The sequence below is a fragment of the Collinsella aerofaciens genome (assembly GCF_028206995.1).
In the GTDB taxonomy this organism is placed as follows: Bacteria; Actinomycetota; Coriobacteriia; order Coriobacteriales; family Coriobacteriaceae; genus Collinsella; species Collinsella aerofaciens_AQ.
In genome coordinates this window covers 104,467-127,138 of sequence record NZ_JAQLFL010000002.1, presented here as the reverse complement: position 1 = coordinate 127,138, position 22,672 = coordinate 104,467, and the positions used below count along the sequence as shown (strand labels likewise).

Genomic DNA, 22,672 nt, shown 5'->3' with positions numbered 1-22,672 from the left:
TTAAATGTTGATGTATTAACATCTTTAAGGAGAACAGTAAATGCCTCAAAGCGCACACCCCCATCGAAAGCTCAAGATAGCCGGCATTGTTACGTTGGTAGTCGTTGTCGCGCTGCTGGGGTTTGCCGGCAACTTTTTGTTTGACTTTGCCCTGAACCCCCAAGCGCCGTACACCATGAAGATGATGCAGGATAGCAAGAACGACAAAGAAGGTGAGCAGCCAGATGCCGAGGACACCGAGGCGCGGGCGTGGTTTAAAGAGAACCGCAAGAGCAGCAGCCTCACCGCAGATGACGGAACCAAGCTTGCCGCTTGGTATTTTGCTGCGTCGGAGAGCACGCACGACTACGCCGTCTGCCTGCATGGATATACCAACGAGCCCATCGGTATGGCCCGATACGTCAAGCGATTCCACGACCGCGGCATGAACGTACTCGCACCCGCCGCCCGTGCCCACGAGCGCTCCGGCGGCGACTATATCGGCATGGGCTGGCCCGAGCGCCTCGACATCGTCGCATGGATCGAGCGAATCGTTCAGGCTGACCCCGAGGCGCGCATCCTGGTCTTTGGCGAGTCGATGGGCGCGGCGACCGCCATGAACGTCGCGGGGGAATCTCTGCCCGCAAACGTAAAATGCATTATCGAGGACTGCGGTTATACGAGTGCTTGGGACGAGTTTTCTCTGCAGCTCAAGGACGTGTTCGGCCTGCCCAGCTTTCCCTTGCTCGATGTAGCGAACTTGGTGTGCAACGTGCGCGCGGGCTACGACTTTCATAAGGCGAGCAGCGTGGAGCAACTCAAACACGCGACGGTTCCCATGTTGTTTATCCACGGCGACCAGGACACCTTTGTGCCGTACGACATGCTCGACCAAAACTACGACGCGTGCGCCAGCAAGGTCAAGCAGAAGCTCACCATCCATGGCGCCACCCACGCCAAGAGTGCGCAAGTTGATCCCGAGCTCTACTGGAACACGGTCGACGACTTCCTCGACGAACATTTTTAGGCAAAAAGCACGGTTTACTGGTCTATCTAACCCCCTATTTTCGGAAGTGCGGGGGAAATCGCGCGAAGCCCGACCAGACCACAGTTTTACCAGGAATTTATCAGGGGTTTTGTTGCCAAAAATCGGTTTGTGGTCGGCGGTATTCGATTTTTCACCGCACTTCCGAAAAACCGCCCGTGAGCGTTGTGCTCGCGGGCGGTTTTTGCTCTTCTTACGCTACAAAAGCGCTTGTTTTGTCCAATAGCTAGGCGCTATTTAACCTCGATGAGCTCGTACTTGCTCGTGCCCAGGCCGATCTTCTCGGCATGCACGATGCACGCGCGCCAGTCGGTGTCGGGATGCGTGATGCAGAAGGGGTCGCGCGCCTGCTCGCCCTCCAGATGCTCGTGATTGTGCTCCATCTTGGCCGCGCTATCGGTGAGCTCGGTGTTGGGCAGCGGCTCGGACGCCATGACGGCGTCGGCGCAGGCCTGGTCGATGGCGACCGGGTCGAAGCTCGCGAACATGCCGATGTCGTTGACGATAGGCGTATCGTTTTCGGGATGGCAATCGCAGTTGGGGCTGATGTCCATAGCAAGCGAGATATGGAAGCTCGGGCGGCCGTCGACGACGGCCTTGGTGTACTCGGCGATCTTGCAGTTGAGCACATCGGCCGCGGCGTCATAGCCGGGCTTGATGCAGTCCTGGTTGCATGCCGCAATGCAGCGTCCGCAGCCCACGCAGCGATCATGGTCGATGGCGGCCACGTGCACCGTGCGAGTAGCGCCGCTGGCAAGCTCGCGCTCGCGGGTGTCGTCAAACGAGATAGCGTTGTGCGCGCAGATCCTCTCGCAGGCACGGCAGCCAATGCAGTGCTCGGTCGCGACGTTCGGTTTGCCGGCGGCATGCTGCTCCATCTTGCCGGCACGGCTGCCGCCTCCCATGCCCAGGTTCTTCATGGCACCGCCAAAGCCGGCCTGCTCATGACCCTTAAAGTGGGTGAGGCTGATCACAATGTCGGCGTCCATGAGTGCCTGACCGATCTTGGCCTCGCGCACGTACTCGCCGCCCTCGACCGGGACGAGCGCCTCGTCGGTGCCCTTGAGGCCGTCGGCGATGATGATCTGGCAACCCGTGGCATACGGAGTAAAGCCGTTCTGGTAGGCGGTATCGATGTGCTCGAGCGCGTTTTTGCGGCTACCGACGTAGAGCGTGTTGCAGTCGGTGAGGAAGGGCTTGCCGCCCAGCTCCTTCACGACATCCGCGACGGCACGGGCGTAGTTGGGGCGCAAAAAGCTCAGGTTGCCCAGCTCGCCAAAGTGAATCTTGATAGCGACGAACTTGTTCTCAAAGTCGATCTGCTCAATTCCGGCATGACGGATGAGGCGCTTGAGCTTGTCGAGCTGGCTCTCGCGAGCATGCGTGCGCAGGTTGGTGAAGTACACCTTAGCGGGTGCTGCGGGTGCAGTTGCGGTCATAGATCTATCCCCTCGGTCTATATGGCGTTACAGACATAGGAGATGGTACCAGTTAAAGCAGAGTTAAAGTCAAGTACGGCACCTAGTCATTGGGGACGTTCTTAAATGACTACTCCTGCACCTTGAGGGCTTCGGCCAGGCTGACGCGCTTGATGGAGCGCGTGTGCAGCAGTGCCACGACCAGGTAGGTCGCAAAGCCAATGCCGACGCATGCAGCCATAGACCAAGCGGGCACGTAGATCTCGATATTGCCGTTGTAGGCGAGCAGCATCGAGCGGAAGATGGCCGTGAGCGAGCCGATAATGACCGGCAAGCTCAGCACAAGCGACGCCGCCACGCACAGTGTGATCGACCGGATGTACAGATGCGAGATCTCGCCATCGCGATAGCCAAAGACCTTCATGTAGCTAATCGACCGGGCGCTATGGTCGATCACAGCCTTAGTCAGTAGGTACATAAACAGCAGGAAGATAAACACCGCGAGCCCAACCATCATGCCGATCATTTTGCTCATCATGCCGATGAACTGGTCGCCCACGGCGCGCATGTCGTCGGGCGTGGTGTCGCCGGCAAAGTAACGCGCATCGAGGTCGAGCTTCTCGTCGCTCACATAGCCGTTAAAGTAGGCGGCGTCGTTGTCGAACAGCTCGTTAAAGTCGTCGATACTCATATAGATATTCATGTCCGACTTGGAGCCCCAGGCACAGTCCTTGCCCGCGTACTCAAAGGAATAATGCTCGTCCTCGTACTTGTCGCTGAGCGTGACCTTCTGGCCCTCGCTCCAGCCAAACTTATCGAGCAGACCGCCGCCAAAGACGACGCGTCCGTCGCCGACGTTGAGGTCTTTCCAGTAGCGCGAATCGGGCGAGATGCCGTAGACGGAAATCGTCTCCTCGCCATTACCATCGCCGCGGTTGTATTGCAGCTGGTAAACGGCATATTTCTCGGCCTGCGCAATTGCGCCCGCGCCGTTGTCGGTCGTATTGACCGGGTGGATATCGTCGTTGTCGGTGTCGATCTTAGAGGCCTTGTCGATTAGGTCGATAGCCTCGTCGCGGTTGCGGCCGAGGGCATCGGCAAGATCGTCAAGGCGCGCGTAGAGTGCATTCTTCTTGTCCTGGACCTTGGCAAGCGCGTTCTGCGCTGCGGTCAGGCTCTCGGCAGACGGAGATGCGGTCGCGGCATCGGCTGCCGTCTGCGCCGCATCGGCCGCGTCGTCAAGCTCGTCATCGGCATCCTGGGCGGCAGAAAGCAGCGCGCCGTCAACCGACTGCAAGCGCTCGAGTGCCGACCACTGCTCGCGCTCCTCGGCGGTGCCCTCGAGCTCCAGCGGAGCCTTGAGCGTGTACTGGTGCTCGGCGACCAGGCTCGTCTCGAGATTGTCCGCGTAGTGCGTCATCGTGGGCAGAATCGCCAGGCCAAAGAGCAGCAGCAGCGAGGCAAACGCAATACCCACAAAGAGCGTGGCGAAGTTGCCCAGGTTGCGCAGGAAGATACGCAGGCGGAAGCGGGAAACAAAACCCATGCGCTCCGGCAGCTGCAAGCCGCGCTTGGTACCCGATTTGCCGCTCGCCTCGTGACGAAGGAACTGCAACGGCGTCTTGCCCATTTTGCGAAGCAGACCCACCAGCGTGATGAGGATGAGCGCGACGGCGGGAACCACGGCGCACTTCACAAAGATCTCCCAGCTCCAGTACACCTGGAAGGGCGGCAGGCTGTACGAACCGTAATAGAGGCTGCGCATGGGCTCGGTAAAGAACGCAATGCCGAGCGCGGTGCCCAAAAGAGCCGCGACCACGCCCACGATGGCGGGAAGCGCCAGGTAATGCAGCACGATCTCGCGTCGACGATAGCCGCTGGCGAGCAGCGTGCCGATGATGGCGCTCTCCTCCTCGATGGTGGCGTCGGTAAGGACCACAAAGACAAATGCCATGATCACGATGATGATGTCGAGCAACGTCATCCACATCATGGAGTCGCCGTCCACGTCGTCGCGCGCGTAGCCAATGCCCTGGTTGGAATCGGCGTCGATAAGGTCATCCACGCGCGCATCGGCGTCGGTCAGTGCCTCGACCATATCCTGCTCGGCGTCGATGCGGTCCGCGGTGGAGAGGTCGCGGTCGTTAAAGGTAAAGGAGTAGGTGTAGGCGGGTGCGCCACCGGCATCCTCGAGCACGGCAAAGCCGGCGTCGCTGACCTCGGCCACGCCATAGGTGATGGTGTTCACCGTAAAGTCCGAATTGTTGAGGAACAGCGCCTGGCTGTCGGGCTGGGTCATGATGCCGCAGATGGTGTAGATGCGGCCCTCGAGCTCGACCTTGTCGCCCACGGCGAGGTCGTTGTTGGTGGCAAAGACGCGGTCGATGGCCACCTCGTCGTCTGCCTTGGGCTGTTTGCCTTCGCAGTAGGACGCGATATCGACCTCAGTGCGGTGCGCATAGGTGCGCAGCGTGCGCTTGGTGCCATCGTCGCCGGCGGTCTTTTTGATGATGGCGTCGATGGAGAAATTCTTGTAGAGCGTGACGCCGCCGACGTCGCCGGCCGCATCCTCGGCGCCCTTGAGTTGATCGTCGGTAGCCTCGAAGGAGGTGGTCACGCGGCCGTCCTCAATCGTGTACGCATCGCGCATGTCGTCGATAAGGCAGCCGATGGAATGCGCTGCGAGCAAAAAGCCCGAGGTGAGAGCGATGCTTCCGCACATAAGCAAAAAGATGCCCAGGTACTTGCCGATATTGCGGCGCAGCTCGCGCGGGAGACGTTTTGCGAGAGGTGTCATGGCGCCGCCTACCAATCGAGCTCGGCGGCCGCGACGGGCGCATCGTTGAGCTCATCCTCGACGATGCGCCCGTCGCGCAGGCGCAGCACGCGATTGGCCATGCGCGCGATGGCGGCATTGTGGGTGACAATGATGATGGTGCAGCCGTACTCGTGATTGACATCCTCCATGAGCTGCAGGATTTCCTTGGAGGTCTTGTAGTCGAGCGCGCCGGTAGGCTCGTCGCACAGCAGCAGGCCCGGGTTTTTGACCAGCGCGCGACCGATGGCACAGCGCTGCTGCTGACCGCCCGAAACCTGGCGCGGGAACTTGTTGCGGTGCTCGTAGAGGCCCAGCGAACGCAGCAGGCCGTCGACATTGAGCGGGTTTTTGGACAGGTGCGCCGTGACCTCGATGTTCTCCTTGATGGTGAGATCGGGCACCAGGTTGTAGAACTGGAACACAAAGCCCAGTTCGCGGCGGCGGTACTCACCCAGGTCGGCAGGCTTGAGCACTGTGAGGTCGCAGCCGTCCACCAGAATAGAGCCGGCGTCGGCATCCTCCAGGCCGCCAATCAGGTTAAGGAAGGTCGACTTGCCCGAGCCCGAGGGCCCCAGCATGACGCAGATCTCGCCGCGATTGATGGACGTGTCGATGCCGTCGAGCACCGTCAGGCGCGCGTCACCGTCGCCGTAGTGCTTTTTGAGATCCTTAACCTGGACATAGGCTTCCCGCGTTGCCATGGTATCCCCCATTGTTAGCCTCGTACTACTTTATGAGCGTAATAGTAAACCTTGGCGAACTATTTTGGGGCGAGAGTGGGGATTTGTTTCAGACTAGTCATTGGGGACGTTCTTAAATGACCAGTCACAAGGGACGCTCTTTCGCCACCCGGCAGTTGGGGACGCTCCTTATCTGCCCCCGATGGCTAGTCATTTAAGTCTGTCCCCAATGAATACTTTTGGTCGTTTAAGTCTGTCCCCAATGAGTAGGTGTCTAGGCGTGGGATTTGTTGTGGGCGAGGGCTAGGCCTACGGCGGCGATGGCGGCGGCGAAGAGTGCCGTGATGCCTAGGTCGCAGGCGATGTCGCCCAGCACGGCAGACGTCAGGTCCGAGGCGAGCGCCTTGTTGATCGCGTCGTTCGCCCAATATGTCGGCACAAAGTGCGCCACGGTCTGCACGGCCGGCCCCATCAGCGACAGCGGCATCCAGGCGCCGCCCAAAAATGTCATGAGCATGCCAAGCAAGTTGCCCACACCGTTGAGCAGCTCCTCGCGCGCACCCAGACTCGAAAGGGCAAAGCCAACGGCCAGCGGCGTGCACGCCAGGGCAAACGTCGCCGCCAGCGCCAGACACACACGGCCCACGCCGACCTCGGCGACCGCGCCGGCAAAGCCCACGACGCCCATCATGCTCGACACAAACCAGATACAGACGGTGAGCACGGCGGCGGCGGCAAACACGGCGAGTGAACGCTGGCGCTCGGAGATTGGGCCGGCGTCCATGCGACGCACGCGCTCGGGCTCGTTCATGCCCGAGAACACCAACCCCACCGATACGATGACCGACGAGATAATCGCGTACGCGCCAAAGTTGAAGTACGACTCGAGCGTGGCGGCAGCAGCCGAGTCAACCTTGACCTGCTCGATCTCGACCTTGGCGCGCTTCGCGGCCGCATGCTCGGCAGCCTTGGCGACGCTACCGTTAGAGGCGGCGGGCTCAAGTGCGGCCGCAGCGCCCGCGAGCGAGATCCAGCGCGAGGCCTCGGCAGACGAAAGCGCCGCCGCCATGGTGCCGGAACCATAGGTCACGTCGAGCTTGGGCAGGGCCTCCCCCGCACGGGCGGCTGCAACAAGATCGTCCTCAAACCCCTCCGGGATAAAGAACACGCAGTCGGCGCTGCCCTTGGCGCTGTTGCTCTTGGAGAGCGCGTCCGCAAGGTCGTAGGTGTCGTCGCCGATGCCCGTGACCAGCTCAAAACGCGAACCCAGATGCTTGGTAAGCGCACGCGAAAGGTCGCTGTCGTCGCGGTCGACCACGATCACGTTGGTGTCGTAGGGCTTGTACTCGGTAAGCTGTGACGAGTTCCAGCTCACCGAGGCCGCGATGAATACGCCCATGAGCGAGATGAACACCGTATAGATGAGCAGGTAGAACGGGTGTGCGAGCGCCATGCGAAGCGCGGTCTTAAAGGTACTCATAGCGGCTCCTTCCAAAGATCAGCGTAGCGGCGGCGACAAACACCAGCGTCATGAGGACCAGCGCGCCGGCGCGAACGGCAAAAGGTCCCAAGTCTTCAAAGAAATACAGGCGGTTGAACATGTCGCAGATGAGCCTGACAGGGTTGAACCAGCACTCGGCCGGGCAGGCGCGGGCGACGTCGTCGGCAAGCGCCATCGCCGGCTCGCCGTAGAGCCCGGCAAACAGGGCGCACGTGGTGGCAAAGCCCGTGAGGATACCGGACTTGGACGCCTTGCCGCCCTTAACGGGAAGCGTGCCCACAAAGAGCCCCAGGCCCGTCGCGGCAAGCGCAGACACGGCGCCGCCCACCAGACACAGCCCCTCGCGCCCGCCAAATTCGACGCCAACGACCAGGCGCACGTAGCCAATCGCAACCGCCATCGAGGCAAAGGAAACCAGCCACGAGCCGACAAAGATGCCGGCCAGCGATGCCGTCTTGGAAAGACCGCCCACGCAGCGACGCGCGCCAAGGCCCGACAGATTGGGCTGCAAATCGACGACGCTCAAGGCGGCAAACTCGGCAGACATCATCGCGACCAGGCCAAAGAGCGCGTAATAGTAGATGACCGTGCCGTCGGGCGTGGTGCGTGTCAGGCTTACGCGGCGGGTGCCGCCCTCGAGCGACAGGGCGCGCGCAACCGCCTCGGAGTCGGCGAGCGCCGCCGGGTTGTCCTGGGCAATCTGGGACATGAGCTCGGCATTTTGCGTATACGAGCTCGCCACCGTCTCAAGGATGCTGCGGTCGGTGAGCACCGACGACGCACGTGAACCGTCGTAACTCGATAGCAGCGTGAGTTTGGGCGTGCCTTCGGCGTCGACCGTATAGATGCCCGCGACCTCGCCGGCCTTAAGCGCGCGGTTCGCATCGGCTGCGTCGTCGCACTCGTGGATCTCGAGCAGCTGATTGTCGCTCTCCTTGGCAAGCGACGTCGCCACGTCCTTAAAGGTCGAGGCGTCCCAGGCCTCGTCGGCGACGACGGCCACCGGCACCGGGTCGACCGTGCCGTCGGAGCTGAGGTTCGCAAACATAAACATGAACATCGTGGAAAGCGCGATGGGAAAGAGAGCGCCCCAGACCCACGTGCTCGGCCGGCGCAGCAGCGTCTTGACCGTAGTGATGATGGTGCTGAACATGGCCGCCCCCTAGTCGCGCAGCTCGCGGCCGGTGATCTCAAGGAACACGTCGTTGAGGGTCGGCGGCTCGCTCCACACGCGGCCGAGTGCCACGTCGGCGGCACGCAGCGTGTCGAGGATGTCGACCAGGTTGTGCGGGCTCGCCTCGCAGGTGCAGACGAGCTCGCCGCCGGAAAGCTCAACCGAAAGCACGTGCTCGAGGGCGCGCAGTCGCTCGACCGTGACGGGCTCGACGGCGCCGACCTCGACGGTCACGCGCTCGCCCATCTGAATCATGCGCTTGAGCTCGTCGTTGGTGCCCTGCGCCAACACGCGGCCACCGTCCATGATCATAATGCGGCTGCAGATCTGCTCGACTTCCTCCATGTAATGGCTGGTATACACCACCGTGGCGCCCTCGTCGCGCAGGCGGCAGATACCCTCCAGTATGGCGTTTCGGCTCTGTGGGTCGACCGCCACCGTGGGCTCGTCAAAGAAGATGAGCTCGGGCTTGTGCGCGATGCCGCAGGCAATGTTGAGGCGACGCGCCAGGCCGCCCGAGAGCCTGCCGGGGCGAAACTTGGTAAAGTCGCCCAAGCCCACAAAGTCGATGGCCTCGTCCACCAGCGCGCGGCGGCGCTTGCGGTCGTTGACGTAGAGACTGCAGAAATAGTCGATATTCTCGCGCACGGTGAGTTCGTCGAACACTGCCACCTGCTGCGGCACCACACCGACGCGGCGCTTGAGGTCGTAGCGGGCGGGCGTCATGGGCTCGCCGAACAGCTCGATGGTGCCCTTGTCGCAGGCGAGCAGCTGCAGGATGCAGTTGATGGACGTGGTCTTGCCCGAGCCGTTGGGGCCCAGCAGGCCAAAGATCTCGCCGGGGGCGATGCTCAGGTTAAAGTGGTCGAGCGCAATAAGGTCGTCATAGCGCTTGACGAGGTTTTCGACGTGGACGATGTCTGTCATGAGGCGGCCCTTCTGTTGATTGCGGCCCGGTACGATTGCATCATCGCAGGAGCCGGCGGCGCGCGCCAGTGAGCTTTGTCACGAGTGTAGGGCTTGGTCGCGCGGCCCGCCGGTGCCCCCACTTTGCCGCGCGGGAGGAATGTCACGGTTGCGCAGATGGCCCCTCCACCACGCGCGACTTCGCGTACAATATCCGTATGAACAGGCTTTTCGACAAATCGATCGTTCTGGCGTGCTGTATTGCGGCCGCCACGGGCCATGCTGTGGATGCTCGCTTGGTCGCAGCGTTTTGCCTTGGCGTTATTACCACCTCGCTGGCCGAGCTCGCGCAGGGGAAACGCGCCCGGCGCGCAAGCGAGGCAGCGAGCTACGCTTACATCATCGCGGCCGTCTTCGTGCCGCCGTTTGTGCCGTTTGCGCCTCTCGCCCTCTATGACATCGCGCGACGCGTGCGCCGCGAGCACGCCTGGGTCGTGCTGGGCATTGGCATCGCCTTTGTCTTTGCGCTCGTCGCGGACCTTCGCGCCGATGCGCTCACCGCCCGAACGCTCCTGCTGACCGCCATCCTTTCGGTTGCCGCCACCTTGCTATCGCTACGCACCGCCCAGTTGGAGCGCGAGCAGCGGCGCATGCGCCGCACCCGCGACGAGCTGCAGGAACGAGCCCTCGCGCTCGAGGCGCGCAACCGCGATCTTGCCGATCGCCAGGACTACGAAGTCGAGCTCGCGACGCTCGCCGAACGCGCCCGCATCGCGCGCGAGATCCACGATAACGTCGGGCACCAGCTCACGCGCGCCTCACTGCAGGCCGAAGCCCTACGCGTGGTCCACGCCGACGAGCCTGGCGTCGCAGCCGATTTCGCCGACGTTAAACGCACGGTTGACGAGGCGCTCCAGCTTGTGCGCACCAGCGTCCACGCGCTCAACGACAACGCCGTCGACCTTTCCGTGCAGCTCGAACGCATTGTCGAAGGCACACGCTCGGACGGCGGCCCGCAGATTGAGCTTGAAGTTATGGCCGAACATGCGCCCGCAAACGTCGCCAACTGCTTTGCAGCGGTCCTGCGCGAAGCGCTCTCCAATACCATGCGCCACGCTTGCGCCCAGACCGTCACCGTACGGTGCATGGAGCATCCGTCGTTTTACCAGCTCATTGTTACCGACGATGGCGTGGGTGAGGTCCAAGCAAGCGGCCGCGGCACCGCGGAGGGCATGGGGCTCGCCTCCATGCGCGAGCGCATCGAGGCGCTTGGCGGCACCTTCACCGCCGGCCCGCGTGCCGGCGCCGGCGGCTGGCGTGTGTTTGCCACCGTTCCCAAACAGCAAGGAGATGAGGGCCGATGAGGCTCATCGTTGTCGACGACGACCGCTTGGTGGTCGATTCGCTCAAGATTATCTTGGGCGCCCAGCCGCAGATCGAAGTGGTGGGCACCGGTGCCAACGGCAACGATGCGGTGGCGCTCTACGCCGAGCACGCACCCGATATTGCGCTGCTCGACATCCAGATGCCGGGACGCGACGGCCTTTCGGCCGCGCGCGAGATCCTTGAGCACGACCCTGCGGCGCGCGTGGTGTTTCTGACGACGTTCTCGGATGACGAGTACATTGTGTCGGCGCTCAAGCTGGGCGCCCGCGGCTACTTGATTAAAACCGACGTCGCTGCCATCCCTCCCGCGTTGACACAGGTCATGGATGGCAAACGCGTGCTCGAGGGTAAGGCGATCGAGGATATCAACTTTGATGGGGCGGGCGTCGAGGCCGGCACGACCCGCCGGCCCGCGGCCTTTGTCAGCCTGACCGACCGCGAGTTCGAAGTCGCAGAGCTCATCGCCCGCGGCCTCGACAACAAGGAGATTGCCGCCACCGCCTATATGGGCGAAGGCACCGTGCGCAACCACATCAGCTCGATCCTGGCAAAGATGGGCCTACGCAACCGCACGCAGATCGCCATCGCCTATCTGCGAGGGTAATTACCCAACGACCGACCGCCCCGGCATAGCAAAATGGCTGCTACCGATTTAATGCCATTTCAAAACTATGCCGGATTACGGGGCTAAACTCAGGGCCCCCATCCACACCCATTGCTTCCGCCAAATGATGGCTTGTCTACCTGCGGTTTTATTTTCACGAATATCGGTATGGTTGGGAACTCATGGCTCAGCCCCGTAAACCGGCATAGTTTTGTTCGGGCGGCCCTGGACGAGTGCCTCCGCCAGCCTCGCGGGACCAAAATGATCCGTTTTCCTCCGTCCCCAAGGGATCAGCCGGAACCGCTCGCCACGAAATCGGCCCATCTACTACGTTTGACCCGATACCCCCGACCATACCCGCTTTTCATGAAAAACCGCAGGCGTTCTACCTGCGGTTTTGTTTTCGCGCTTTTCGGCATGGTTGGGGGTAAGGGATTAAACGTAGTAGATGGGCTGTTTTCGTGGCGCGCCCTCCTCCCCAACGCACAAAAGCACCGCCACGGAGGAGGGAGATGCCTCCGTGGCGGCTGGGGGGGTGGGGGTGGGGGCTATGTTCTGGCTCCCCGCCGGCCGCCCGGGGCCTTTTGGCCCCGGGCGCTGCCAGCGTGCCTAGCGCTTACGGATACCCCAGACCAGGGCTCCGACGCCGGCCATGGCGATAACAAATGCCATGAGCAGTGCGGCGGCCTGCTGGTCACCCGTGGTGGGCAGGAAACCCTTAACCGTCTTAACGATGTTCGTCACGGTCTTGGGCGTGCCGGGATCGGGCGTCGGCACGGGCGTCTCGGGCTTCTTGTACGTGTTGTTGAACACGATACCCTCGACGCTCTTGTCGCCCTTGGTAAAGGCAACGTTCGCCTTGAGGTTGCCCTCGCCGTCGTCGACCACGTTGACGGTCGCGGTAAAGACGGACTTGTCGTAGGTCATACCGGCCTCGTCGCCCTTGACCTCGCTGATGGTGTAGACGTACGTACCGGGCTCGTCGTACTCGAACTTGTCGAAGTTGATCTTGCCGTCGGCATCGTTGGTAACCGTAGACTCGATGTCCTCGCCAACGAGCTTAAAGCTAAACTCGTCCTTCTTGAGCTCGCGTCCCTCGAGCACCTTGATGGCGCCGATGGAAACCTGCGTGGGCATGGCGTGATACTTGTTGGTAAAGCCAGCCGACTCGGTGGTTCCCTCGAGCTTGTGCGTCGCGGTCAGCGTGCCGTCGCCGTTGTCGGAGACGGTGGTCACGACGGTGTAGGTCGTGCCGTCATAGGTGACGCCCTTGTACAGGCCGAGCGCGTTGGGGCAAGCCTCGCGCAGCGTGTACGTGTGCGTACCGGGCGCCTCGTAGCGGATCGGGCTCAGCGTAACGTTACCGTTGGCGTCGTTGGTGCCACTAGCGACAGTCACGCCGTCCTCGAGCAGCTCAAACGTGAACTCGCCAGCTGCAAGGTCGCGGCCGGTCAGACGCTTAACCGTCTTGACCTGATCGGTCACGGAAGAATCGGTAGGTGCCACGCCGTACGTGTTGGTGAACGTAAAGGCCGCACCGTCGCCGCCGTCGCGCTTGACGATCAGATGTCCGGCACCGTCATCGGTCACGGTGTAGGAAACCTTGCGCGTGGCGTTGGTGTCGTTGGTCACGCCAGGGGCGCTACCGGACTCGGCCACCGTGTAGGTAAAGGTGTGCGAGCGCGGGGCAGCGGGATCTGCGGGCTCGGACTCGTCGCTGGGCTCGTCGGCGTTGGCATCAGCGTCGGCGTCGGCCTCTTCAGCCTCTGCCTCGTCGGCCTCAGCCTCGTCAGCTTCGTCTGCCTCGGCCTTATCGGTCGCATCGTCCGTCACGCCCAGGGCGCGGTTGAGGTCCTCGAGCGTAAAGTGGATCTTGCCAAAGTCCACGTTGCCGGCCGCGTCGTTGGTTGCGGTCGTGCGCTCGGGCATCGGGGCACCCGCCTCGTCAGCGGTCACGGTAAAGGTAAACTTACCCGCGATGTCGGCCGGGGCCAGGCCCTCGGCTGCCTGGAGCTTCTTGGTGCCGATGAGTGCGGCATCCACGGCCTCGGCGCCGTAGACGTTTTCGAACAAGGGCTCGACGCCACCGTAGTCGACCGTTGCCGTCAGGGTACCGTCACCGTTGTCGACAACGATAACCTTAAAGCCAAAGCTCCACGTTGTAGCGGAAACGCCATTCGGCAGCCCGAATAAATCTTCGTAGGCCGTGTAGTTAATGGTCCAAGCGAGCTTACCGTCCTTGTCGGTACGATGGGCAAGCCCAGCCGCCTCAAGATTGGCAAGCATCTCGGTGTCGTAGTGCAGCGCATCAAAGCTCACATGCCCGCCGATATTAGGCTTGAGGTTTTCGTAGCCCACAAGCTCGCCCTGATAGGCAATGCCGAACCAGAACTCGCCGTCGGCCATCGGACGACCGGTCAGGGTCTTGGTGGCGACAACCTGAGCAGCGGTACCACCAGGCGTATTGGTCGTAGCGCTGTAGCTGTTGTGGAACGGAACCAGGGCACTCTCGACCTTGTTCTCACCGCTCTTGTGGACCGTCGTATGCGTACCCTCGGGACCGCCGGAGACGGTCGTCGTGGCGGTAAGCGTACCGGCACCGTCATCGGCGACGGCGATCGTCACGGTACGCACGGCGTCGTCGTAGGTGTAACCGGGCTTGCCGTCATTCTTCTCGGCTACGGTGTACGTGAAGGTCTTGCCGGCGTCAGCCTGCGTAAACTTGACCTCATGGCCAGCCAGGATGTCGATCAGGCCGACCGTTGCCTCTGCCGTCGCAGGGGACTTGAAGTTGTTGGCTCCGGGCAGCAGGCCAAGCGCGTTGGCCGAGGCCTCGTCGGCAGGCGTCACGGTAAACGTGAACTGACCCTCGGTCATAGGACGTCCGGAGAGGCTCTTGCTGAGCTTGAGGCCGCCGGCCGCGGTGTAGTTAAGCTCAGTGCGGTACGTGTTGGTGAAGCGTCCGTTTTCCTTCTTGGTGACATTGGCGGTCAGCTTGCCCTCGCCGTCCTCAGTCACGGTCACTTCGGCGGTCGCGACATGCCCGTCATACGCCATGCCGGCCGCGTTACCCGCGTTCTCGCGGATCTCGTACGTGTAGGTTCCGGCAGCCGTGTAGCGGATCTTGCCGAACTTGACGGCAGCGATGCCATCCTTCGCATCGTGCTTGTTCACGGTCACGGTTGCAGGATCGGGCAGCGGGGTGCCCTCGGCGGCGGTGATGGTAAAGCTGAACTCGTCGGAGTCCGTCCAGTCGCGACCGTCGATAGCCTTACTCAGATCAAAGTCGAGCTCTGCGTCGAGCGGGGTCACGCTGTAGGTGTTCTTGAAGGTCGCAGCCGTGGCGTCCTTCAGGACATGCTCAGCCTTGAGCGTGCCATCGCCCTTGTCGGTAATGGTGGTCTCGATGGTGTACTTGGCGTCGCCGTACGTGATGCCCTTGCTGGTGGTTCCGCCGTTGACCTCGCGCAGCGTGTAGGTATGCTTGCCGGCCTCGGTGTACTTCACGGCGTTCATCGTGATGTTGCCTTCGGCATTGTTGGTGCCGGTGGCGACGACCTTGGCGTCCTCGCCCTCGCCCTCGACGAGCTCGAAGGAGAACTCGCCGTCCTTGAGGTCGCGCCCGGTCAGGAACTTGGTCGCGGTGACCTGGTCGGTGACACTGAACTCGCCAGGATTCGGCTTGTAGCTGTTGTTGAACTTCGCCTCGTCGGCTCCATTCAGCTCATGCTTTACCACGAGCTCACCCTTGCCGTTGTCGGTGACGGTCGTCTCGATGGTGTAGGTCTTGCCGTCGTAGGTGATGCCGTTGCCGGCGTCGCCCGGGACCTCGCGCAGCGTGTAGGTGTGCTTGCCGGCAGCGGTGTACTCGATGGGGCTCATCGTGATCTTGCCGCGGGCGTCGTTCTTGCCGGTGGCGACGACATCGTTACCCTCGACGAGCTCGAAGGAGAACTCGCCTTCCTTGAGGTCGCGCCCGGTCAGGAACTTGGTCGCGGTGATCTGGTCGGTGACACTGGAGCTCTTGGGGGCCACCGTGTAGGTATTCTCGAAGATCGCCTCGTCGGCGTTCTGCAGCTTGTGCTCCACGCTAAGGGCGCCGTCGCCGTTGTCCTTGACGATGGTCACGATAGTGTACTCAGAGGTGCTGTAGGTAATGCCGTTTTCGGTGGCGCCGGCCTTGGTCTCGCGCAGCATGTAGGTGTGCTCGCCAGCCGCGGTGTAGGTGACGGAATCCATCACGATCTTGCCGTCGGCATTGTTGGTGCCGGTGGCGACTACGTTATTGCCCTCGACGAGCTCAAAACGGAACTCGCCGGTCTTGAGGTCACGGCCGTCCAAGGACTTGATCGCGGTAATCTGGTCGGTGACGCTGGAGCTCTTGGAGCCAGGCTCGTAGGAGTTGGTAAACTTCGCCTCGTCGGCGCCCTTCAGCTTATGCTCTACGCCGAGCGTGCCGTCGCCGTTGTCCTTGACGACAGTCTCGATGGTGTAGGTCGCGGCATCGTAGGTGATACCACCGACGTTGCCCCTGACCTCGCGCAGCGTGTAGGTGTGCTTGCCGGGCTTGTCGTAAGTGATTTTGTCCATGACAACCGTGCCGTCAGCGGCGTTCTTGCCGGTGGCGACGACCTTGTCGCCCTCGACGAGCTCGAAGGAGAACTCGCCTTCCTTGAGGTCGCGCCCGGTCAGGAACTTGGTCGCCTTGATCCGGTCGGTGACGCTGGAGTCCGTAGGCGTCAGGTTGTAGGCATTCTTGAACTCGGCAACCTTGGCGTCCTTCAGGACATGCTCGGCCTTGAGGGTGCCGTCGCCGTTATCGGTGATGGTGGTCACGATGGTATAGGTCTTGCCGTCGTAAGATATACCGTTGCTGGCGGTTCCGCCGTTGACCTCGCGCAACGTGTAGGTGTGCTCGCCGGCCTCGGTGTACTCGATGGCAGTCATCGCGATCTTGCCGTCGGCGGCGTTAGTGCCGGTGGCGACGACCTTGTCGCCCTCGACGAGCTCAAAGGAGAACTCGCCGGCCTTGACGTCGCGCCCAGTCAGGGACTTGGTCGCGGCGATCTTATCGGTGACGCTGAAGCTCTTGGGGGTCAGATTGTAAGCGTTCTTGAACTCGATGCTCTTAACGTCCTCGGCACCCTTCAGCTTATGCGTAGCCACCAGCTGGCCCTTACCGTTATCGCTGATGATCGTCACGATGGTGTAGACGTTTTCGTCGTAGGTGATGCCACCAGCGTTGCCCTTGACCTCGCGCAACGTGTAGGTGTGCTGACCGATCTCGGTGTACTCGATGGGGCTGAACGCAACATTGCCGTTAGCGTCATTCTTTACAGTCTCGATAAGCTCCGAGCCCTCGCCCTTAACCTCGTGCAGCTCAAAGCTGAACTCGTCTGCCTCGAGGTCGCGGCCGGTCAGGGACTTGGTCGCCTTGATCTGGTCGGTAACACTGGACTCAACATGATCCGCAGCATAGGTGTTCTTGAACTCAGTCTCGCCCGAGGTCTTCGTCGCAGAAGCCTCAAGCTTGCCCTTCTCATTGGGCTTCACTGTCACGGTAAACTCTGCAACGTTGTCGCTGTAGGCGATGCCGTCGACCGTGGTCCCGGCATGCTTCTCGCTAACCTTGTAGACATACGTGCCCGGCTTGTCATAGGCAATCTCGCCGAAGCTAATGCCCGCATGGCCCTTTGTTGCAACCGCAATCTTGGACTCAGGCATCGGGGCGTTGCCCTCGGACGTCAGGCCAAACTCAAACTTGTCCTCATTCGTCCAGTCGCGTCCCTCGAGCACCTTGACCAGGCCAAAGTCGGCAGTTGTCAACGTTGTCGGCTTGGTATTGAGCGTAAAGTTAATCTTGCCGTTATTGCCCAGATAGACATTGACCTTCGTCGCGCCGGAAACAACCTTCGTGTTGTTCCACTGGGGATTGATTACGTCGCGTGCGGTGTCAGTCGGGTTTCCGCCAACACGTTCCTTGGTGGTGTGGAGCTGATTGATAAAGGCGAGGCGCGCGGTACCAGCCTTAATCGACCAGTGATCGACGTCCTTTACCAAAGCGCCTTCAAAGCTTTCGAGCTCGCTTCCCTTAACCGGGATCGAAACGGAATCATCGTACGGCGCGCCCGACGAGTTCTGCGCCATAAACTCATCTTTGTACCAATAGGTCTTAGAGCCCGAAGGCTTTTCCGTTGCAAGCTTGGTGCAAGCTGCGTCCGTATAGACGGGCGTTAGCTTTTGGAAGTAGTAGTAGCTGTTCGTAGCAGCAGGCTCAAAGCTCGCGACCGTATCGCCCGCATCGTCGCCGGTCCACTTGTTGGCGTAGAAGCTAACGGTATTGGAATCAGCGTCCTTGTGCTCATTGATGTAATCCCGCAGTCCCGGTACGTCATTGGGAGTAAACAGGTTTTTGCGTGCAACAGCCTTTACACTCGATGCATATGCAACGCGGATAGGCGAGATGGCATCCGTGGAGTCAACCACGAACGTGCCCGCTGACTCGTCAACGATAAAACGGCGCAACGGAATGAGCGATGCAGGGACCTTGACTGTCACGATGTCACCGCGCTGGGGTTTTTTCTCGTCCGCACGGTCGACCGTGATCACCAGGTGAGCGAGCTCGCCATCAAACGTATAGGTATCGATATTGCCATCGGTCGACTTGGTGGCGGCGCCATAGGTCCTGCCGTTGTACTCGGCACCGGTAAACCCGTCGACCTGCATGAAGGCGCCCAGCTCGTCCTCGAATGTGATGTAACCGGAACCGTTGGGATTGTTGCCCTCGACCTTGGTCGGGAAACCCTTGCCCGACGTAATGGCACTCGAGATGTCCTTAAAGACCTGATCAAGCTCGGCGGCGTTGGTCGCCGACTTGTAGTAGCTGGCACCGGCAACGGGGTTGCCAAAATTGACATTCCACTTCTTAGTTCCAAGAAAGCCATAGCTTATGGACGATGTGGCATCCGGATAGTTACTCGACACGGCATGCATGAACTTGTTCTTATTGCTCGTGTCGTTGCTTGTTGGATCGTCGTCCGGCTTCGCACCGTTGAAGATACCGATGGTATAAATGGTCGCCCCGCCGCTCTTTATGGTCTTGGCGGTATTGATGGCGTCCTTAGCAACCTCGGCCTCAAAACCATTAGAACTCGTAGGAGAGCCATCGGTGAAGAACACGACGATCTTCTGGGCGCCCTCGCGCTCAGAGGTGATTCCCTGGGCCAGCTGCATACCGAAATCAGCCTGCGTGGCGCCGTTAGGCTTGATGGAGTTGACCGTTTCCTTAAGGCTCGTTGCGTCATCACCGACACACGGCGTCAGGGGCTTCATGGTCTGCGAGTGGTTGCACTTGTTTCCATTATTATCGCGATACGTATCGTTGCCGATTTCATCCTTCTTCTTGCCTGCGAACTTAACAATGGCGACCTTGTGCTGTTTTTCCGCGTCCTCAATGCCCTTGTTTTGCTCGGCAATGGTGTCGATAAAGTGGTTGGCAGCATTCTTGAGCGCAACGATACGCTTGGTAGAATCTCCACCACCCATAGAATCATCCATTGAGCCAGAGGCATCGAGCACCATTACGATGTCGAGCGGCTTGGAAACCAGCGACGTTGTATCGGATGTCGAAGACATCGCCGAAAGCGTGGTCAAAAAGTCCGATTTCCCGTCATCGATTGCTTGGACCGTCTTATCCGTCCAAATTCGGCCGACGTTTTGCGTCGTGACCTTACTGCCGTCATAGTCGCCCGCCCAGAACTACCAATGGTTACTGGTGTCGTGGTCGACTACCTTTGTCGCTTCCGGTCCGTCCATTCCGGTGCTGGACCTGGCGTTGGCCTCGGGCAGCATGGCAAATGCTGCAGCCGGCAACACCAGCACTACGGCCAGTATCACCGCCAAGAGACCCCTCGTGTACTTACCCATCGCGTCTCCCTTCTCGCGGTCTCAGACCTTGCATCAGCCTAAAGTTACGGAATGAGACACAATTTGAGCAGGTGACACATGCTCCAGATTCGATTTTGAACGTGAGACAAATGTCTCACCAAAGTTGAGACACGGCGTTTTCGCAGGAAAATAGGTGCGACTCAGAGCCATCGGGCCAAAATGATCCGTTTTCCTCCGTCCCCGGGGGCTCAAGGGCTGTCACCGATATGGTGCTATTTCAAAACTATGCCGGATTACGGGGCTAAAGTCGGAGTCCTCATCCATACCCCCTATTTTTGAAAAACAGCAAGCAATCTACCTGCGGTTTTGTTTTTGCGATTTTCGGTATGGTCGGAGGTTCGCTATCCAGCCCCGTAAACCGACATAGTTTTGTTCGCGACGGCACAACCGCGCGTTTAAGCGCGGGGCCGGTGGGGCATTTTTGCCCCACCGGCCCCTATCCCAGCTCTATTCCGGCGCTACTCCGGCTTGGTTTCTACCGTGGGGGTCTTGTCCGCCGCAACTGGAGTACGAGCGGTGTCCATAGTCAGGCAGTGCTTGGGGCAGCTCTCGATGCACTCACCGCACACCACGCAGGCATACGGGTCGATCGACCAGGTACCACCCTTGCGATCGACCGCAAGCGCGCCCGCCGGGCAACGGCGCGCGCACATGCCGCAGCAGATGCACACGTCCATGTCGTTGACGATGTGCCCGCGCAGGCGCTTGGGCGCCGCGAGCTTCTCCTGCGGATAGCACACCGTGACCGGCTGCTTGACCACAGAGCCCAAGGCCGTCTTGGCAAATGTCAGCAAACTCATGCCGCGCCTACCTTTCCGTGCAGCTAATGCAGGGATCAATGGTCAGGATAATCATGGGCACGTTGGCAATGAGCACGCCCTGCAGCGCATGCGTCAGACCTGCCAGGTTTTGCGACGTCGGCGTGCGCACGCGAAAACGGTCCAGATTCTTGGTGCCGTTGCCGCGCACATAGTAATACGCCTCGCCGCGCGGCTGCTCAATCACAACCTCGCCGCGCGCGCCGTCGGCCGGCGTAAGCTTGGTGCGCCCGCCGATACCGTCGTGTGGGATCTTGTCCACAAGCTCCTTAATGATGTCCATGGCCTGCGTGACCTCGGCACAACGCACCTGGCAGCGAGCATAGCAGTCTCCATCGGTGGCAACGATGGGCTCAAACGCAGCCAGGTCCGCATAGGCACCGTCGCCAAACATGCGCACGTCGTAGTCCACGCCCGAGGCGCGACCGAACGGGCCGACCATCGAAAGCTCCAGCGCGTCTTTCTTGCTAATCACGCCCACGCCATGCAGGCGCTCGCCGCAGCTGTTGTCGTCCAAAAACGTATGCACCAGGGCCTCGTAGTCAGGACGCATGGCATCGAGCGTCTGGACAATGCCCGCCAGCTCGGAGTCCTCGATATCGTGCTTAAGGCCGCCGATCTCGTTAATCGACAGAATCACGCGCCCGCCGCAAGTGCTCTCAAAAATCTTGAGTATCTGCTCGCGCAGGGTCCATGACCGATAGAACAGCGCCTCGAAGCCAAAGGCGTCGGCGAGCAGGCCCAGCCACAGCAGATGCGAGTGGATGCGCGAAAGCTCGTGCAAAATGGTGCGGATATACTGCACACGGCCGGGCACCTCGATGTCGAGCATGCGCTCGCAGGCGCTGGCATAGCCGCAGCTGTGGCCCACGGCGCAAATGCCGCAGATGCGCTCGGCGATGTAGCCAAACTGATGCATGTCGCGCTTTTCGGTGAGCTTCTCGAGTCCGCGGTGCACAAAGCCGATCTGCGGAATTGCCTCGAGAACGCGGTCGTCCTCGATCACCAGGTCCAGATGAAGCGGCTCGGGCAGCACCGGGTGCTGCGGGCCAAACGGAATAACGGAGCGATATGCCATGGACCTTACGCCTCCTTTTTCTGCTTGTCGCGGGCGGCCTTTGCGGCAAGCGCCGCGCGGACCTTGGCCGCCTTCTCGGGATCCATGGCGGCGAGCTTTGCCTCCATCTCGGCGGCCTTGAGCGCGGCCTTCGCAGCAGCCTCATCGTGCTGAGCATCGGAGCCGGCAGCCGCAGCGGGCTGGGCGGCAGCAGCGCTCGCAGCATCGCCGGCACCCGCGGCGCCCTCCCCCGCAGCGGCCGCGGCAGCGACGGCCTTCTCGGCCGCGGCCTTGCGCGCCTTGGCCTCGGCGGCAGCACGGACCTTCATGGCCTTCTCGCGCGCGGCCTTCACCTCGGGCGTGATAACGCTCATGGGTTCGGCAGTCGAGACCTGGTAGAAAAAGCCCTTAAAGTCAATCTGCATATCGGTGATGGCAAGACCAAACAGGTCGTGCGTTTCGTTTTCAAACGGGAATACCGCCGGATAGTACGAGCTGATGGACGGAATCTCCTGGTACTGGTCGATGCCCTCAACCACCAGGTTCTCGATCGCATAGCTGCCGTCCTGCGCAATATGCTCCTGAGCAGCACGAACGTCGATAAACGTATAGACCAAGCGATACGATCCGTCGTCCACACAGCGCTCGGCATGCATCTGCACAAAGCGCGCGCCGACGCCCTTGAGCGCCTGGACATGTGACAGGAGCTCATCGATCCCGACGGTAGTATAGATAGCCTTTTGCATTACTCGCCCTCCTTTGCAGCGGCGGGCGCGTCGCCGGCCGCGGACGTCCCAGCAGGCGCATCGTCAGCCCCGGCCCCCGCAGCCACAAACCCGCCCTCGCCCAGCTCAACGCCACCATCCCAGGTAGCGGCGCCGCCCACGGTAAGCGGATCGCCGCCAGCACGCATCACGGCCTCCTTCTGATCCAGGATGCCGCACGCCTCCACGATGGCATCGATCACCGTCTCGGGGCGAACGGCGCACCCGGGCGCGTACACATCCACGGGAATCGCGCGGTCCACGCCGCCGATCACGTTATAGGCATCGCGAAACACGCCGCCCGAGCACGCGCAGATACCGCATGCCACCACACACTTGAGCTCGAGCATCTGGTTGTAGATCTGGCGCACGACAGGCAGGTTCTGGGCATTGACCGACCCCGTCACCAAAAAGATATCCGCATGCTTGGGGTTGCCGGTGTTGACCACGCCAAAGCGCTCCGCATCGAACAGCGGCGTGAGCGAGGCCAGCACCTCGATATCGCATCCGTTGCAGCTCGAACCGTCGTAATGAATAACCCACGGCGAGCGCGACATTTTATGATCCATGGATGC

At 61.1% G+C, this 22,672-nt stretch carries 15 protein-coding genes; 3 read left to right on the top strand and 12 right to left on the bottom strand.

Annotated features, from left to right (window positions below; translation table 11 throughout):
- Window positions 1-40 precede the first annotated feature (40 nt).
- Complete coding sequence (locus PMX60_RS02445; RefSeq protein WP_271746752.1) at window positions 41-1,006, top strand: alpha/beta hydrolase; 966 nt, start codon at window positions 41-43, stop codon at window positions 1,004-1,006.
- 251 nt (window positions 1,007-1,257) lie between these two features.
- On the opposite strand, the gene PMX60_RS02440 is transcribed toward PMX60_RS02445, so the two are convergent.
- From PMX60_RS02440 to PMX60_RS02415, 6 genes are all read right to left on the bottom strand, one after another.
- Window positions 1,258-2,463 carry a DUF362 domain-containing protein gene (locus tag PMX60_RS02440; protein WP_271746751.1) on the bottom strand — a complete coding sequence of 402 codons (1,206 nt, stop codon included), beginning with the start codon at window positions 2,461-2,463 and terminating at the stop codon, window positions 1,258-1,260.
- 109 nt (window positions 2,464-2,572) lie between these two features.
- The gene (locus PMX60_RS02435; RefSeq protein WP_271746750.1) at window positions 2,573-5,239 is read right to left on the bottom strand and encodes an ABC transporter permease; all 2,667 of its coding nucleotides are present in this window, start codon (window positions 5,237-5,239) and stop codon (window positions 2,573-2,575) included.
- Window positions 5,240-5,247: 8 nt separating this feature from the next.
- Complete coding sequence (locus tag PMX60_RS02430) at window positions 5,248-5,961, bottom strand: ABC transporter ATP-binding protein (protein ID WP_271746749.1); 714 nt, start codon at window positions 5,959-5,961, stop codon at window positions 5,248-5,250.
- Between the two features lie 253 nt (window positions 5,962-6,214).
- On the bottom strand, window positions 6,215-7,420 hold the full coding sequence (locus PMX60_RS02425) for an ABC transporter permease (RefSeq protein ID WP_271746748.1): 1,206 nt from the start codon (window positions 7,418-7,420) through the stop codon (window positions 6,215-6,217).
- Window positions 7,407-8,594 (bottom strand): ABC transporter permease, encoded by a 1,188-nt coding sequence (locus tag PMX60_RS02420; RefSeq protein WP_271746747.1) that lies wholly within the window; start codon window positions 8,592-8,594, stop codon window positions 7,407-7,409. The genes PMX60_RS02425 and PMX60_RS02420 overlap by 14 nt, the downstream gene beginning before the upstream one ends.
- Before the next feature lie 9 nt (window positions 8,595-8,603).
- Window positions 8,604-9,542, bottom strand: a complete 939-nt coding sequence (locus PMX60_RS02415) for an ABC transporter ATP-binding protein (protein ID WP_271746746.1) — start codon at window positions 9,540-9,542, stop codon at window positions 8,604-8,606.
- A gap of 197 nt (window positions 9,543-9,739) precedes the next feature.
- Between PMX60_RS02415 and PMX60_RS02410 the strand changes: the two genes are divergently transcribed.
- Both PMX60_RS02410 and PMX60_RS02405 read left to right on the top strand, forming a co-directional pair.
- Window positions 9,740-10,885: a sensor histidine kinase gene (locus PMX60_RS02410; protein ID WP_271746745.1), complete on the top strand. Its 1,146-nt coding sequence runs from the start codon at window positions 9,740-9,742 to the stop codon at window positions 10,883-10,885.
- Window positions 10,882-11,511, top strand: a complete 630-nt coding sequence (locus PMX60_RS02405) for a response regulator (RefSeq protein ID WP_271746744.1) — start codon at window positions 10,882-10,884, stop codon at window positions 11,509-11,511. The genes PMX60_RS02410 and PMX60_RS02405 overlap by 4 nt, the downstream gene beginning before the upstream one ends.
- 609 nt (window positions 11,512-12,120) lie before the next feature.
- Here PMX60_RS02405 and PMX60_RS02400 read toward each other — a convergent pair.
- From PMX60_RS02400 to PMX60_RS02375, 6 genes are all read right to left on the bottom strand, one after another.
- The gene (locus PMX60_RS02400; protein WP_271746843.1) at window positions 12,121-19,092 is read right to left on the bottom strand and encodes a Spy0128 family protein; all 6,972 of its coding nucleotides are present in this window, start codon (window positions 19,090-19,092) and stop codon (window positions 12,121-12,123) included.
- Window positions 19,093-19,269: 177 nt separating this feature from the next.
- Window positions 19,270-19,437: a hypothetical protein gene (locus tag PMX60_RS02395; RefSeq protein ID WP_271746743.1), complete on the bottom strand. Its 168-nt coding sequence runs from the start codon at window positions 19,435-19,437 to the stop codon at window positions 19,270-19,272.
- 479 nt (window positions 19,438-19,916) lie between these two features.
- Window positions 19,917-20,258: a 4Fe-4S dicluster domain-containing protein gene (locus tag PMX60_RS02390; RefSeq protein ID WP_271746742.1), complete on the bottom strand. Its 342-nt coding sequence runs from the start codon at window positions 20,256-20,258 to the stop codon at window positions 19,917-19,919.
- 7 nt (window positions 20,259-20,265) lie between these two features.
- Window positions 20,266-21,354, bottom strand: a complete 1,089-nt coding sequence (locus tag PMX60_RS02385; RefSeq protein WP_271746741.1) for a hydrogenase large subunit — start codon at window positions 21,352-21,354, stop codon at window positions 20,266-20,268.
- A gap of 5 nt (window positions 21,355-21,359) precedes the next feature.
- A complete protein-coding gene (locus tag PMX60_RS02380; RefSeq protein ID WP_271746740.1) occupies window positions 21,360-22,079 on the bottom strand; it encodes an NADH-quinone oxidoreductase subunit C in 720 nt (239 codons plus the stop codon).
- Entirely contained in the window at window positions 22,079-22,666 is a 588-nt protein-coding gene (locus PMX60_RS02375) for an NADH-quinone oxidoreductase subunit B family protein (RefSeq protein ID WP_271746739.1), read from the bottom strand. Before PMX60_RS02375 ends, PMX60_RS02380 begins: the two co-directional genes overlap by 1 nt.
- Window positions 22,667-22,672 lie beyond the last annotated feature (6 nt).

What these genes read in the sequence shown, in the direction of transcription:
- PMX60_RS02445 (WP_271746752.1), top strand. Translation starts at nt 41, where the DNA reads ATGCCTCAAAGCGCACACCCCCATCGAAAGCTCAAGATAGCCGGCATT.
- PMX60_RS02440 (WP_271746751.1), bottom strand. Translation starts at nt 2,463, where the DNA reads ATGACCGCAACTGCACCCGCAGCACCCGCTAAGGTGTACTTCACCAAC.
- PMX60_RS02435 (WP_271746750.1), bottom strand. Translation starts at nt 5,239, where the DNA reads ATGACACCTCTCGCAAAACGTCTCCCGCGCGAGCTGCGCCGCAATATC.
- PMX60_RS02430 (WP_271746749.1), bottom strand. Translation starts at nt 5,961, where the DNA reads ATGGCAACGCGGGAAGCCTATGTCCAGGTTAAGGATCTCAAAAAGCAC.
- PMX60_RS02425 (WP_271746748.1), bottom strand. Translation starts at nt 7,420, where the DNA reads ATGAGTACCTTTAAGACCGCGCTTCGCATGGCGCTCGCACACCCGTTC.
- PMX60_RS02420 (WP_271746747.1), bottom strand. Translation starts at nt 8,594, where the DNA reads ATGTTCAGCACCATCATCACTACGGTCAAGACGCTGCTGCGCCGGCCG.
- PMX60_RS02415 (WP_271746746.1), bottom strand. Translation starts at nt 9,542, where the DNA reads ATGACAGACATCGTCCACGTCGAAAACCTCGTCAAGCGCTATGACGAC.
- PMX60_RS02410 (WP_271746745.1), top strand. Translation starts at nt 9,740, where the DNA reads ATGAACAGGCTTTTCGACAAATCGATCGTTCTGGCGTGCTGTATTGCG.
- PMX60_RS02405 (WP_271746744.1), top strand. Translation starts at nt 10,882, where the DNA reads ATGAGGCTCATCGTTGTCGACGACGACCGCTTGGTGGTCGATTCGCTC.
- PMX60_RS02400 (WP_271746843.1), bottom strand. Translation starts at nt 19,092, where the DNA reads ATGGTGCTCGATGCCTCTGGCTCAATGGATGATTCTATGGGTGGTGGA.
- PMX60_RS02395 (WP_271746743.1), bottom strand. Translation starts at nt 19,437, where the DNA reads ATGGGTAAGTACACGAGGGGTCTCTTGGCGGTGATACTGGCCGTAGTG.
- PMX60_RS02390 (WP_271746742.1), bottom strand. Translation starts at nt 20,258, where the DNA reads ATGAGTTTGCTGACATTTGCCAAGACGGCCTTGGGCTCTGTGGTCAAG.
- PMX60_RS02385 (WP_271746741.1), bottom strand. Translation starts at nt 21,354, where the DNA reads ATGGCATATCGCTCCGTTATTCCGTTTGGCCCGCAGCACCCGGTGCTG.
- PMX60_RS02380 (WP_271746740.1), bottom strand. Translation starts at nt 22,079, where the DNA reads ATGCAAAAGGCTATCTATACTACCGTCGGGATCGATGAGCTCCTGTCA.
- PMX60_RS02375 (WP_271746739.1), bottom strand. Translation starts at nt 22,666, where the DNA reads ATGGATCATAAAATGTCGCGCTCGCCGTGGGTTATTCATTACGACGGT.